Annotated in this window: 14 protein-coding genes; 2 read left to right on the top strand and 12 right to left on the bottom strand. The window is 46.6% G+C overall.

Annotation, left to right across the window (positions count from 1 at the left end):
* The first annotated feature begins 48 nt into the window (after positions 1-48).
* Together ispF and KCO92_RS02955 are read left to right on the top strand one after the other, a co-directional pair.
* Positions 49-1,230 (top strand): 2-C-methyl-D-erythritol 2,4-cyclodiphosphate synthase, encoded by a 1,182-nt coding sequence (ispF, locus tag KCO92_RS02950; RefSeq protein WP_233710467.1) that lies wholly within the window; start codon positions 49-51, stop codon positions 1,228-1,230.
* On the top strand, positions 1,227-2,108 hold the full coding sequence (locus KCO92_RS02955) for a response regulator (protein WP_104695608.1): 882 nt from the start codon (positions 1,227-1,229) through the stop codon (positions 2,106-2,108). Before ispF ends, KCO92_RS02955 begins: the two co-directional genes overlap by 4 nt.
* Here KCO92_RS02955 and KCO92_RS02960 read toward each other — a convergent pair.
* Genes KCO92_RS02960 through KCO92_RS03015 form a run of 12 tightly spaced genes read right to left on the bottom strand, consistent with a single transcriptional unit; the run spans position 2,098 to position 13,150 of the window.
* On the bottom strand, positions 2,098-2,694 hold the full coding sequence (locus KCO92_RS02960) for a ComF family protein (RefSeq protein WP_324726186.1): 597 nt from the start codon (positions 2,692-2,694) through the stop codon (positions 2,098-2,100). The two genes, KCO92_RS02955 and KCO92_RS02960, sit on opposite strands and share 11 nt — an antisense overlap.
* Entirely contained in the window at positions 2,663-3,235 is a 573-nt protein-coding gene (gene tmk / locus KCO92_RS02965) for a dTMP kinase (protein ID WP_104695610.1), read from the bottom strand. Before tmk ends, KCO92_RS02960 begins: the two co-directional genes overlap by 32 nt.
* On the bottom strand, positions 3,219-3,725 hold the full coding sequence (coaD, locus tag KCO92_RS02970; protein ID WP_199766029.1) for a pantetheine-phosphate adenylyltransferase: 507 nt from the start codon (positions 3,723-3,725) through the stop codon (positions 3,219-3,221). Before coaD ends, tmk begins: the two co-directional genes overlap by 17 nt.
* Complete coding sequence (locus tag KCO92_RS02975; protein ID WP_104695612.1) at positions 3,707-4,273, bottom strand: UbiX family flavin prenyltransferase; 567 nt, start codon at positions 4,271-4,273, stop codon at positions 3,707-3,709. The genes coaD and KCO92_RS02975 overlap by 19 nt, the downstream gene beginning before the upstream one ends.
* Positions 4,270-4,941: a flagellar basal body P-ring formation chaperone FlgA gene (gene flgA, locus KCO92_RS02980; protein WP_104695613.1), complete on the bottom strand. Its 672-nt coding sequence runs from the start codon at positions 4,939-4,941 to the stop codon at positions 4,270-4,272. The genes KCO92_RS02975 and flgA overlap by 4 nt, the downstream gene beginning before the upstream one ends.
* Positions 4,941-6,803 carry an ATP-dependent helicase gene (locus KCO92_RS02985; protein ID WP_104695614.1) on the bottom strand — a complete coding sequence of 621 codons (1,863 nt, stop codon included), beginning with the start codon at positions 6,801-6,803 and terminating at the stop codon, positions 4,941-4,943. The genes flgA and KCO92_RS02985 overlap by 1 nt, the downstream gene beginning before the upstream one ends.
* On the bottom strand, positions 6,800-9,334 hold the full coding sequence (locus KCO92_RS02990) for a tetratricopeptide repeat protein (RefSeq protein WP_158653561.1): 2,535 nt from the start codon (positions 9,332-9,334) through the stop codon (positions 6,800-6,802). The genes KCO92_RS02985 and KCO92_RS02990 overlap by 4 nt, the downstream gene beginning before the upstream one ends.
* Position 9,335: 1 nt before the next feature.
* Entirely contained in the window at positions 9,336-10,595 is a 1,260-nt protein-coding gene (gene serS / locus KCO92_RS02995) for a serine--tRNA ligase (protein ID WP_104695615.1), read from the bottom strand.
* Positions 10,588-11,400, bottom strand: a complete 813-nt coding sequence (locus KCO92_RS03000; RefSeq protein ID WP_104695616.1) for a carbon-nitrogen hydrolase family protein — start codon at positions 11,398-11,400, stop codon at positions 10,588-10,590. The genes serS and KCO92_RS03000 overlap by 8 nt, the downstream gene beginning before the upstream one ends.
* Positions 11,391-12,170: a bifunctional demethylmenaquinone methyltransferase/2-methoxy-6-polyprenyl-1,4-benzoquinol methylase UbiE gene (gene ubiE, locus KCO92_RS03005; RefSeq protein ID WP_199766024.1), complete on the bottom strand. Its 780-nt coding sequence runs from the start codon at positions 12,168-12,170 to the stop codon at positions 11,391-11,393. Before ubiE ends, KCO92_RS03000 begins: the two co-directional genes overlap by 10 nt.
* Positions 12,167-12,604, bottom strand: coding sequence for a protoporphyrinogen oxidase HemJ (gene hemJ / locus KCO92_RS03010; RefSeq protein ID WP_104695618.1), 438 nt, complete (start codon positions 12,602-12,604; stop codon positions 12,167-12,169). Before hemJ ends, ubiE begins: the two co-directional genes overlap by 4 nt.
* Positions 12,605-13,150, bottom strand: coding sequence for a YigZ family protein (locus KCO92_RS03015; protein WP_104695619.1), 546 nt, complete (start codon positions 13,148-13,150; stop codon positions 12,605-12,607).
* Between the last annotated feature and the right edge of the window lie 2 nt (positions 13,151-13,152).

The raw sequence follows: 13,152 nt of genomic DNA on the forward strand, positions 1-13,152 counted from the left end.
TAAAATTTAGGGCATTATAATAAATACTTCGCAGAAAAGGTTGAGGTATTGGACTCTGATTTGAGCACTTTCAGACCAATGGGGCTTACTCTAATTTTGGCTGCAGCGGGGAAGGGGATGCGCTTTGCAGAGAGTTTGGGAAGGGCTGGTCTTAAAAAGCAATGGTTACTTGTGCGCGGAGTGCCCTTGTGGCAAAGGGTGTATGAACAATTTGAGCGTTTGGGGTGTTTTGAGCGCATTATTTTAGTGGTGAGTCATCGTATTGAGCAGGTGTATGTGCAGCAACGACTCCCAGATGCTCTTGTAGTGTTAGGGGGAAAGAGCCGTCAAGAGAGTGTGCGAAATGCCCTGGAGCATGTAGAAAGCCGCTTTGTAGTGGTGAGCGATGTAGCACGCTTTGGGCTAGACATGTGTGTTCTCTCTGAACTTTTGGAAAACATGCGTACCCACGCTCCAGAGGGTGTGGCCCCTGCCCTACCTCCTACAGATACTCTTGTCTATGAGCATAAACCCTTAATACGAGATCGCGTTCTTTGTGTGCAAACCCCCCAGATTTGCTTGACTTCCGCGCTCCAAAAAGCCTACACATTGGGTAGCTTTAGTGATGAAAGCAGCGCGTTGCTGCATTCGGGAGCGCGTGTGGAATTCATACAGGGTAGCCCTCATCTACACAAACTTACCAGTGCATGGGATTTGGCCATGCTCGCCCCCCTGCTAGACCCTCCTACCCAACGCGTTGGGATAGGTTTTGATGTGCATGCCTTTGAATCCAACAAGCCTTTAAAACTAGGAGGCGTGCTGATTGAACCTGGCGATTGCCAATACTTAGGGCTAAAAGCCCATAGCGATGGAGATGTGCTCTTACATGCGTTGAGCGATGCGCTCTTGGGAGCGATCCAGGGAGGAGACATTGGAATGTATTATAGCGATCAAGATAGGGCATTTATTAACTTGGATTCTACGATCATGGTCAAAGAACTCTATGGGTTAGCCCAAGGTATGGGGCATAGCGTAGAGAGTGTAGACCTCACGCTCCTAGCTCAAATTCCTAAAATCGCGCCTTATAGGGAACGCATCTGCCAAAGTGTAGCTAGCTTGTTACACATACGACCCCATCAAGTCAATCTTAAGGCTACAACAACAGAAAATCTTGGATTCATCGGAAGAAAGGAGGGCATGGGCGCGCAGGCGTTGGTGCAAACTAAAATCTGTCCCCCAAAAATGGCATGAAAAAAGTTGAAAAGGTATTGATTATCGAGGATGAAGTCCACCTAGCCCAAAGTATCTCCAATGCCCTAGCAGGCTTGGGTTATCGATGCCAGAGTGTATCGAGCATCTTCCATAATTTCAAAGAGGATTACGATGTGGTGTTGGTATCCTCTAAAGTCTGTGTAGATCGCTGTGAACACTTTGTACGCAAGAATTCTAAGGCTATCACCATCATGATGGCTTCTTTTATCAGTGAGGATAGCGTGAATCGCCCCATTCAAGCAGGTGCACGCGATTACATCCTCAAGCCCTTTAAAATGGACGATCTGATCCGTAAGATTACCTATCACAAATCCTATCAGGAGACTTTGGCACGCGCGCGTGCCTACGACAAATATTTGGATTTTATGCTGACCCAACAAGATTTAAGCGCGCATGTAGAGCACCCTTTACCCCTTGTGGTGCATAGCCATACTCAGAGCAGCGCAGACCTCTTTGTCTTGAACTATGCGCGCATCCATCGTTTAGATTTGGAGTTTTTCTCGCTCAAGCACACTCCTTTGGAGTTAATGCAGGGAACATTTTATGCCACCCACCTAGAAACGCTTAAAGGCACGGAACGTGATAAATGCCTCAGAGCCCTGCGCGATAAACAAGCTATTCTCTCTTTTGTGGGCGCGGGCTCCTTGGATTTTGAGCCTGTTATTACCTTGGAAGCAGAGGAACCCTCTAGCATGCCTTTGGAGCTGCTCTCCATTCAGGACTATGAAAAGCATGCCATTGTGCAGTTTGGTCCCTTTTATACAGACACGCAACTGGCTAAACAACTAGGCATTAGCCGTAAATCTCTTTGGGAAAAACGCCGCCGTTATAATTTGCCTCGTAAATTCAACACCTAGCTTGTGCAAGCACCAATCCAAAATGCACCCGCACCCCAGCGTGTGCTAGGGTTTGCAGGGCTTGTTGCATGGTCGTCCCTGTGGTGAAAATATCATCGACTAAAAAGTAATCCCCTATTGTCCCCTTAAAAATAAAGTCTTTGGGGTGGCTTTGGCGAAAATTACGACTCCTTCCTGCATAAGCAATATTTTTAGTAGCCCTAAGTTGGTTATAGAGCGCAGGTAGCTTGTTTTCTTGACAAAACCCCCTGAGAATCACCGCACTATGAGAATAGGCTCTTTTGGGCATGTCATCAATGGCGATGCCTTGAAGTTTTGTGGGAAGTTGCAAAGAGGGCCTGATCTCTTTTTTAAAGGCTTGTCCCGCCCTGCGGGCTAAAAGGGCTAAAATCCGACTCCCGATATCATAATATTTGCTCTTTAAAAGCATTTCTATTTCATCATAGAAATAAAAACCATAGATAGCAATCCCCTCCATTTCGCGCACTAAAATCTGGGGTTCTAGGCGCGAATCGCAACGTGCACACACTAAGCCAAAGGGACGCACCCACCCTTCACAGAGCACACAGCGCATGGATTTTTTCAAGCACCACTTTATGCACCTCCTCCACACTCTTAGAAGCATCAATGGATTCTGTGCGCACTCCCAATAAAGCGCAAGCTTGTTTAAGGCGTTCTTGCACACTCATCAGAAAATCCACTCCTCTAACCTCGATTCCATCGGGATTTTTCGCGCGCAAACGCGATCTTAGTGTGCGCGAATCCAACTCTAATAACAAAACCATGTCGGGCAATAAGTCTACATTGTGCGTGCGGTGTAGCTCCCATGCGTACTCTAAGCTATAGCCAGAATATGCCAAACCCGAAACAAGAGAGCGATCGCTGAAAATCCACTTATGTGCGTTGGGTTTGATCACCTCTTCTAAATGCAGAGCGCGATCGGTTAAAAAGAGGAGAAATTGAGTTTGGGGGGAAAGGGCGCAATGCAGGGCAGCATGGCGTAGTTGCACCCCTAAAGGCGTGCCCCCTGGTTCTAAACTAAAAATCGCCTCTGGAAAAAAGGGTTTAAGTAAATTAAGTTGAGTGCTCTTACCACTGGTATCCACCCCCTCAAGCGCGATCCACATGGCCCCTCTTTTGGATGAAATCCACCACACTGGCGGGCACTAGGTGGGTAATTTGCCCCTTGTGGGCTAAGATAGCACGCACGACAGAAGCACTGATAAAAGCGTTTTGCAAGGCGGGCATGAAATAGAGAGTTTCTAATTGTGGGTTCAAAGACTTGTTAGCATAGCCCATTTGAAACTCGAATTCAAAATCACTCACCGCCCTAAGTCCTCTGATAATGTAGCGCGCGTTGCGTTCCCTGGCCAAATCCACTAGCAAACCCTCAAAGCCCACACACTCCACTCCTGTTAAAGGTGCAATGCTCAAGCGCATCATTTCCAGGCGTTCCTCTAAACTAAACATAGGTGATTTAGCCTTAGAGCGTGCAATAGCCACTACTAGCTCCCCAAAGAGCGCGCTAGCGCGCTGGATAATATCCAAATGTCCGTTAGTGATGGGATCAAAAGTGCCCGGATAAATGGCGCAGTGTTCTAACATGGTTGCCCCCAGCGCGTGTAAAGTTGATTTTCAATACCCAAAGCGTCTAACCACTTGCCCACTAGAAAAAGCTCCATGCTCTCTAGGTTTTTAGGCTGGGTGTAGTAGGTGAGCATGGGCGGAGCGATGATAACTTGCGCGCGCGCTAGAATGAGCAAGTTTTCTAGGGCGATACTATGCAGAGGTAGCTCTCTAGGGGCAATTACGAGTTTTTTTTGCTCCTTAAGCATCACGGCTGCAGTGCGACTCATCAATTCATCGCAAATGCCATGCGCGATCTTGGCGATGATATTTAAACTCGCAGGAATGATCGCCATGGCGTGTGCGCCAAAACTCCCCGAAGCGATGGGCGCGTCAATTTGGGATTCTTCAAAGATTTCTAGGGGGCGTTGCCACTCTTTAAGCGTGCTTTTGAGATCGATCTTGGCCTCGGCGCGTGCTACGCGTTTAGCACTCCGGCTCACTACCACAAAGAGGGCGTATTCTTTGGGGACATGTTCTAAGAACTTGAGCGCGAGTTGTGTCCCACTTGCCCCACTGATTCCCACGACCAATTTCATAGTACCTCTCCTTTGAGTAGCCCCGTGATCTTTACCTGCACGCGCTTTTTACTCTCCACATTTAAAGCCTCGATCACCTGATTTAAGCTCCCATTTTGCAAAGCTTGTAGAGAGGTTTCTAAAGAGATCGATCCGCTAATGAGGGTCGCGCTAAAAATTTCATTCTTATAGACTAAAATCTTAGGGGCGACCTTGTCTACACTCAAAAGAGTGTTTGCACCCAAAAAACTTTTGGTGCTACTATTATTGATGTAAGAGCTATCCAAAGGCATGGTATTGAATTGCTCAAAGGGCACACTGAGCACATAGGTGTTATGCGAATCCAGATTGACATCCTTTTTAAGGGCGCTTTTGGTTTTATACACCTGCATATCGGCGATCACTTGGTATTTGAGCAAGGCCTCACCCACACGCACCAAGCCCTCTTTCTTTAAGAATTGCTGGGGGCGTAAGCTAAAGGGGGCTTGCGCATTGCTTTCATAGGGGGCTAAAAATGCGCGCAAACGCGCTACATCTCCGCTGGCTAGTTGCACCTGCACACGACTCACATGGAAATGGTAATGCTGGTAAAAATGTTCGTAAGCCTCTTGGATGTGCTGGGCAATGAGGTTCAGTGGATCAGCCAAAAGGAGCTGGATATACAAAAGGACAAGGCAGAGAGCGCGCATTAGCGACCTTTGATGAATAGTTTAGCTTCTTTTAAGAAGGTTGAAGGACGCAAATTCTGCTGCAAAGTGTTGAAATACACCCGTTCCTGTGTGCTGCACAAATACAATTCTTCTTTAGCGCGCGTAATAGCCACATAACAAAGGCGGCGTTCTTCCTCTAAATCTGCTTTGTAGTAGGGAAAAAAGCCCTCTTCAAAACCCACCACAAAGACTACCTTAAACTCCAGCCCCTTAGCTGCGTGCACGCTCATGCAAGAGAGGGCTTGAGAGGTTTTAGGACTGGGTTCTTCCAAAATGCTTTGCTCTAAAAATCCCTCTAGGCTCGCCTCCGATTCCTCAAAATACTCTTCAAGCATGCTCTCTAATCCCTCGATGTGTTCTAATTCTTCATCTGAACAGCGCGCTTCTAGGGGCAGTGCTTGCAAGAGAGCGCGTAGCACGGCAGCACTCTTGTAAGAGGCCAAGGATTCTAACAGAGTGTATAGTTGCATCAATGCTTCGCGTGCACGCTTACCTAGCACCTCTCCTAAGAGATTTTGTTGATAGAGTTGGTAAATGCTTAAATGGTGTTTCTGAGAAAACCCTTTAAGCTTTTCCAGACTACTTACACCAATGCCTCTGGGAGGAGTATTGAGAATGCGTGCCAAACAGCTCTCATCATCAGGGTTGACAATCAATTTCAAATAAGCGAGCAGATTCCTAATGATTGTGCGTTCAAAAAAACCCGTGCCCCCCACCACTCTATAGGGAATTTGCGCACGCCGCAAACTCTCTTCAATGCCCTTACACAGGGTGTTAAAGCGGTATAAGATGGCCATCTCATGGTAGGGTATCCCCCGCTTGGCACATTCTTGAATTGCGCTTGTGAGAAAACTATTTTCTTCGTGGGGATTGTGAAAGTGCTTGAAGAGTAGGCGTTGGTTGGCATGGGTAGGGTTGTGGCTGAAGAGGATTTTGGGGTGGCGGTGAAGATTATGTTTAATCAGAGTGTTAGCGCATTGGACAATATCCTGAGAAGAGCGGTAGTTTTGCTCCAATTTGATCACTTTGGCTTGAGGGAATTGATCTTGGAAGTCTAGGATATTATTAATATCTGCCCCTCTAAAGCCATAAATACTCTGATCATCGTCGCCCACCACGCACAGATTTTGATGGGTGGTGCAGAGTTGTTGTAAAAGCTTGAATTGCAGAGGGTTGGTGTCTTGGTATTCATCCACCATAATAAAGGTGTAGCGTTGGCTAGTATAGATGGCTAATTCTGAGTTTGCTTCTAGCAGGGAATAGGGGAGGGCGAGCAAGTCGTCCAAATCGAGAAAATTATGTTGGCACAATAAAGCTTGGTAAATTTGATAGGCTTTTTGGACATCTGGGTAGCAATCTTGCAAAACGACCTGGTGGTTTTTGAGCATGGAAATACTCTTGAGTGTGTGGGTTAGGTAGGCACGCTCTTCCATGTGAGGAGGCTTGAGTTTGAGAATCATCTCTTTGCTTAAGGTCTTGGCCTCTTGGGGAGAAATGAGTTTAAAATCCCTTCGCCCTAGCAAGTGGGCATGCTGCTTGAGAAAAAAAAGTCCAAATTGGTGAAAAGTCGTGAGTATGGGACTTATGCCATGTGTGTAACCGCAAGCACGTAAAAGCGCACTAGCACGCGTTTTCATCTCGCGCGCGGCTTTGTTGGTAAAAGTTAAGGTGAGAGTCTGTTCAGGGTGCACCTGTGCGTGGGCGAGCATGTAAGCTAGACGAGTGGTTAGGGTTTTGGTTTTTCCACTGCCCGCTCCAGCCAAAATGAGTAGGGGGCCTTCTAGGTGCATGCAGGCCTGCTGTTGAGGTGAATTGAGTCCCGCTAGGAGTTGGGCACTCATGGGGAGTCTTTTGAAGTGGAGTTAGTTTGGGATTTGAGGTCTTTGGAAGCAGCGTGAATACTTTGCAAAAGTTTGGGTGTTCGGAAATCCTGGCGATTTGTGGGCATTTGGAGCGCAAAATCGAGATATGTGGATTGGAATTTTTTATCCTTGATAGCTCCGAAGTGGTTTAAACTTGCCTCCAAATTGCCTGCTTGTTGGTAGAGCAATCCCAAACCATAGCGGATATCGTAATTACCGGGCAATTGAGTCTTGGCAAACTCCAAGATCAGAGCCGCATCGCTATAGCGCTTGAGGGCAATGTTGGCTAGGCTAGCAAGCATGAGGGGTTCTGCATCGATTTCTTGACGCTTATTAATGAGAAAATTGAAGATACTGATCGCCTTTTCATATTTCTTCTGAAAAATGCTGATCAGACCCAGCATACGCATGAGGTCCGTGCTAAGTTCTTTGTCTTGGGTTGCACTCAAATGCAGGGTCAATGTTTCTTCTTGCTGGTTTAATAGGCCGGTAATAAAGCCCAAGTAGATATACATCTTGCGGGCTAAGAGGGGTCCATGCATCAGTTCTTCCCAATTCATGTTTTTGTCAGTCAAAAAAGCATAAGCCCCCAACATTTGTTTAATATCAGCGCGGTATTTGAGCATCATTTGATAAAAAAGATTGGTGAGCATATTGTTGGGTTGCATGGCTTGCAGAGCTTTGAAACTGCTCACCAAGCGTCGTTTGTCCTGTGCCTGGTGCGCGTAGGCGATATTGAGCGCATAGTAAATCTTCAGAGGTCTTTGCACCCGATTAAGCCATTCTAAATCATCGTTATTCGCGTTATTGAGATAGGCAATGAAGGAATGCAAAAAAGCCCGCTGAATTTTGTCAGAAAAGCTCATGGCTTGAAAATCTGTAGTGAGATGTTTTAAAAAAGCACTGGTGTCTTCATAATTAAGTCGCCCGGCTAATACTGTAAAAATTCCTGCCAATACATTGCGACTATCTAAGTGATAGGATTTTTTGAAATGGAAACTTGCCTGATTAAAATCTTCTAATTGTGCGTAGACAAGCGCCATGTTGTAATGACTAACGGCATTATTGGGATTAGCTTGCAGGGCTAGTTTGAGTTGGTTTAAAGCGCTTCTTAAATGCGATTTCCCTATATCCTTAAGGGCTGCAATGGTGTATTGATTGGAAATACTGATATTGTTCCCCGTTTCTAGCGATTTGAGAGCTCTTTGAAAATCTTTAATGCCATCCGTATCTACAAAAGACACTCCCTCTTGAATGTTTTGGAGTCCACGCTTAACATCCACAAGTTTGAAGGGGGCGTAGTAGAAAAAAATCCGATAAATGGGTAACCCAATGCTCTCTCTAAAATTATTCTCCCAAAAGTCGCGTCGCACGGTGTTAATGTCAAAAAAACGCGCGTTGAGAACGGGAACAATAGGATAAGTGTCGCTGAGGATTTTCAACTCATTGGGATCATTGCTACCATGCTGGCTCAAAAAACCCAAAATATTACTAACTTCGGGAAAATCGCCTACTTTGAGGGAAATGATTTCCATGGCCATCAGTGCACTCAGATCGTCAGGATATTGATTTGCATAGCGTCTGAGATGCTCTAAAGCTTCCGTATAACGCCCCAATCTAGCATAGAGCAAGCCTAGTGCCTTTTGATCCTTGTGTGTGGCGATGGAATTGAGATTATCCAAAGCGTTTTTCGCATCTCCAAAGAGCAGGTATATCTTACTAGCCAAGCGTTGACGCGCGGGTTTGAAGACCGTTGAATTAGAGTGGGTGAGAGTGGAGAGCGTTTCAAAATAGTGCCCCCCATAGTAGAGACCTAGAGAATAGGCATAGGCATAAACAGGTTGGTGGGCAATTTCTGGGAGGTGTTGCATGGTGAGCTTGAGATAACGAGTGTAAAGGTCCATATTGTTGAGATAAAAAGAAGCCACCATGGCATTGATCGCATTTACACTGGTATTTTGTCCGGATTGAATTGCATTGTTGAAAGCAGCGAGCGCACCGGTGTAGTCGTGTTCGCGCATTTTAATCACGCCCAAATTGTGGTTAGCGATACTAGAGGACATGCGTGAAATATCATTGAAAATTTTGAGCGCCTCTTGGTGTTGTCCTCGTTGGTAAAGGATATCCGCCTTGGTAATGAGAGCATTGATCTCTTCCTCATTGCTCAAAGGAATGGAATTAGCGTCGCTCAAGGTGGGCAAATAGGCCAGTTCATCTTCTTGGGTGGATGCGCTTTTCTCGCGCTCTTTTTGAAGCTGGCCTTCTGTTTCTAATAATTCCTTGCGTTCATTACGGTGTTTGTAGTGAGTCATGATGGAGAGACCAACGATCAAAAGCACTAGAGCGAGCACCCCTCCCCCCACTCCGTAGAGCAGTTTGGGACGACTTTTGAGAGTTGTGATGGTGTCGGTAATACGCTCATAAGTAGTGTGGCTAAAAACTCCCCTAATCGCCTGAATCAAAGAGGGGAAGAGGGATTTCTTAGGGTTATTTTGAGGTTCGTCTACCATCTCACACCCAAGATTTTAAATAAGGTTCTAAAGCTTTGGGAACATGAATATCCCCATCGCGAGTCTGGTGGTTTTCCATGAGCGCGACTAAGGTGCGCCCGATAGCTAGAGAAGAACCATTGAGGGTATGCACTAGCGCGTTTTTCTTACCCTCTTTGTAGCGGATTTTAGCCCGTCGGGCTTGAAAATCGCGCGTATTAGACACCGAGCTGATTTCGCGATAACAATTCTGCCCAGGTAACCACACCTCAATATCCACTGTATTGCTCGCACTAAATCCCAAATCCCCACTACAAAGTTGCACAAAACGATGAGGCAATTCTAGGGCGCAAAGAATCGCGCTAGCCGCTTCCAACATTTTTTCTTGCATGCGCGCACTCTCATCAGGGTGGGTGAGTGCGACCAATTCGACCTTGTCGAATTGATGTTGGCGGATCATTCCATGCGTGTCTTTAGACGCACTACCCGCTTCTTTGCGAAAGCAGGGCGTGCAGGCAGTCATCATGATGGGCAAATCCTCCACGCGTAAAATCTCATCGGCGTAGAGATTGGTCAAACTCACCTCAGAAGTGGGGATCAAAAATAAGGATTCGCCCTCAACCTTAAAAAGGTCTTCTTGAAACTTAGGCAACTGGCCTGTGCCAAAAAGGCTTGTGGTATTCACAATCACGGGCGGACTCACAATTTCAAACCCGCGCGCAGCATTGGAGTCGAGCATAAAATTTGCTAGAGCTCTATGCACCAAGGCCCCCTGCGCGCGCAGAACATTGAAACGACTCTTAGAGATTTTCACCGCACGCTCAAACTCGATCCAGCCATTTTTTTGAGCTAAAATATGGTGTTCTTGGGGAGGGAAATCAAAACTCTTGGGGGTTAGCACCCTTTTAATCTCTACATTATCTCTTTCGTCCTTACCAAAGGGGGTAGCAGGGTCGAGCAGATTGGGCAACCCTGCTAGAAGTGTGTCTAGTTTTTCTTCTAGGGTGTTGACTTGGGTTTGCAGGCGTGTTACTTTACTTTTGTTCTCCTCTAAAGAGGCTTTGAGATCGCTAGCTTGTGGGTCATTTTGGCGCTGGGTCTGAAAAAAATCCTTAGAAATCCTGTTTTGAAAGGCTTGCGCTTCTTCGAGCTGGAGTTTTTGAGCCTTAAACTCTAGTAATATCTCCTTTAAATCCAACAAGACTTGGGGGTCTACAAAGCGCTTTTGCAGATTCTCCACCACGCCCTCAAAATCTTTCAACAACAACTTTTTATCAATCATAATTCTCTCCCACATGAGTTTGGGGGGTTCTAAAGCCCCATTCGCGCGCCCACGCGTCTAAATATTCCTTGTGTACTTCCAAATGTAACACCCCCTTTTGCCCCTGCAAGCTATCGCTAATCTGCCCATTAGGCAGGGCGATAAAGCTATCCCCATAAAAACGCCAAGGCAAATTGTGTTTCACACCCTGATAATACTCCTGGCGCACCATACCAATGCGATTGGCCCGCGCGACTAACATTGAATTGCAAAAGGCGCGCGCGCTACACACCGCCCGCCAACGCTCAAAAGACTCAAAGGCACTCGCACTACTCAAGAGCACCATGTCTACTCCCTCCTCTTGCATTTTCAGCCACAGCGCGTCAAAATGCACCTCAAAACCAAAGAGCGCGGCGATTTTAATCCCTTCTAGCACAAAGGTGAGAGGAGGTTTAAAATCCTGTTTGGAGTTAGCAAAAAAGGCCTGCTCGTCCCAGTGATCGAAGGCAATGAGGCGTTGCTGCGGTACAAATTCTGTATGTTCAGGGCTAATCCATGCCATCTCTTTGAGCAGACCATTAGGGTGCGCGCTCAAAGTGGGGATTACGAAATGTATGCCATTCTTGAAGGCGAGCTCTTGGAGTTGGGCTTGGCGGTTCTGGACTTGTGAGAGCGCATGCTCAGGGTCTTCTTGGAGCAAATCCAAGAAGAAAGAGCTTAAGATATATTCGGGGAAGAGACAGAGCGCACCCTGGGGGATTTGGGCTAGATTGGCCTTGATAAAGTCCAGTTCAAAGCGCGCCATTTGAAAAAGGGCTAGGTGCATGCCTGTTCCTGAGTGTTTTTTACCGCCAAAATGCAAGAAACGCTTTTATAAAGGTAGTGCTTTTTTTCCACCACTTCCAAACCTACCGCATTCAACTCGTCTTCTAACTCGTCCACACTGATAAAGTCTTCAATGGAGGCAGGTAGGTAGGCATATGCGCTGTAATTGCGGCTGAGCAACATGCCAATGATAGGCAAAATCTTGGAGGTATAAAAATGTGCCAAAGTGCCCAAGATGCCGCGCTGATCGCAACGCATAAACTCTAACACGAGGAGCACGCCCCCCTTTTTGAGGGTGCGGCTAAATTCACGCAAAGCGGCATGCCGATCGAGCACATTACGCAAACCATAGGCGATGGTGATCAGGTCTAATTCTTCGTTTTGAAGAGGAGAGAGATTTTTGGCTTCCAAACATTCTAGCTGAATAGGAGCTTGTTTGGGAGCTTGTTTGGCGATTTTATCTTGAGCCAAGCGCAACATCTCTTCAGAAGGATCGATCCCATACATGCGCGCCAAACTTCCCTTATGCTCCAAATCTTGGACGATGTGTAAGAGCATATCGGCTGTGCCACAAGCCACATCACCCACCGCTAAATTTTGCAAGTCCCCCTTGAAGGCATAGACCCAACGCAACGCGCGCGCAATCGCGTCTTTGCGCCACTTTTCGTCCTGCCTGAAACTCAAAATGCGGTTGGTGGTGTCGTAGGTCTTGGCAATGGCATTAAACATGCCAATGATCTTTTTTTGATCCTGTTCGCGCTCAGACTTCAAAAGAATTTCCCTACCACGCAAAAGACAATCACGATCATGCAGATTGTGGGCACTTCGTTAATCCAACGGAAAAACCGGCTGCTTTTGTAATGTGCATTTTTGCCCAGTTCGCGGATGAATTTCCGACACATAAAGTGATAATGTAGCAAGATGAGCACACAGAGTAATTTGAGGTGTAGCCACCCGTGGTGAAAAACTTCTGGAGCTAGAATATAGAGTAAAGCTAAACCGCTCAAGACTGAGATGATCATCGCGGGCATGGCGATATAGCTATAGAGTTTCTGTTCTTGCACCTGCACAATGGCCACAAACTCGTGTTTATCGCTATTTTCGCGGTGGTAGACCAATAGGCGCGGCAGATAAAACAGAGCTGCCATCCAGGAAATGATCCCAATTACATGCACAATTTTGAGCCAAAGATACCAATTTTCCATTTATTCTCCTAAAATCATATGCGCTTGCGCGCCCTTGAGGCTCACCCACACTCCATCGGGTTCCAGGACTTGCTTTTCTAGCAACACAGCACACTTTTTAGCCCGCGCGCGTAAGCTATCCAGTTGCGCATAGGGCACAAAGCGCAATAAAGGCTCTTCAAAAATTTCGAGGGCTTGGGTAGCACGCATTTCCTGGATACAGAGTTGTACACTAGTCGCATAGGCTTTCATTAAACCTCCCACGCCTAGCAACACCCCCCCAAAGTAGCGCACCACGATGACCGCGCTTTGACATAATTCTTCATGGCGTAGGATTTCTAGCAAGCCTTGCGCGCTATGTTTAGGCTCTTTGGCCTCATGCAAAGCCTCCTCTAATCGTCCATTTTGCATGTGCCGATAGGCATAGACAATATGACGGGCTTTGTGATGTTCTTGGCGTAATTGCGCTAGGGTGTTCTCAAAGCACGCACTAGGCATTAGAAAGCCTAAAAAAAGAGAACCCTTTACGCGGTGTTTAGAGGTGAGTAGACGATTGACTTGGTGCATAG

This window comes from Helicobacter salomonis (assembly GCF_017979425.1).
GTDB lineage: Bacteria > Campylobacterota > Campylobacteria > Campylobacterales > Helicobacteraceae > Helicobacter > Helicobacter salomonis.

What these genes read in the sequence shown, in the direction of transcription:
- KCO92_RS03015 (WP_104695619.1), bottom strand. Translation starts at nt 13,150, where the DNA reads ATGCACCAAGTCAATCGTCTACTCACCTCTAAACACCGCGTAAAGGGT.
- hemJ (WP_104695618.1), bottom strand. Translation starts at nt 12,604, where the DNA reads ATGGAAAATTGGTATCTTTGGCTCAAAATTGTGCATGTAATTGGGATC.
- KCO92_RS02990 (WP_158653561.1), bottom strand. Translation starts at nt 9,334, where the DNA reads ATGGTAGACGAACCTCAAAATAACCCTAAGAAATCCCTCTTCCCCTCT.
- KCO92_RS02985 (WP_104695614.1), bottom strand. Translation starts at nt 6,803, where the DNA reads ATGAGTGCCCAACTCCTAGCGGGACTCAATTCACCTCAACAGCAGGCC.
- KCO92_RS03000 (WP_104695616.1), bottom strand. Translation starts at nt 11,400, where the DNA reads ATGCACCTAGCCCTTTTTCAAATGGCGCGCTTTGAACTGGACTTTATC.
- tmk (WP_104695610.1), bottom strand. Translation starts at nt 3,235, where the DNA reads ATGTGGATCGCGCTTGAGGGGGTGGATACCAGTGGTAAGAGCACTCAA.
- KCO92_RS02955 (WP_104695608.1), top strand. Translation starts at nt 1,227, where the DNA reads ATGAAAAAAGTTGAAAAGGTATTGATTATCGAGGATGAAGTCCACCTA.
- flgA (WP_104695613.1), bottom strand. Translation starts at nt 4,941, where the DNA reads ATGCGCGCTCTCTGCCTTGTCCTTTTGTATATCCAGCTCCTTTTGGCT.
- KCO92_RS02975 (WP_104695612.1), bottom strand. Translation starts at nt 4,273, where the DNA reads ATGAAATTGGTCGTGGGAATCAGTGGGGCAAGTGGGACACAACTCGCG.
- serS (WP_104695615.1), bottom strand. Translation starts at nt 10,595, where the DNA reads ATGATTGATAAAAAGTTGTTGTTGAAAGATTTTGAGGGCGTGGTGGAG.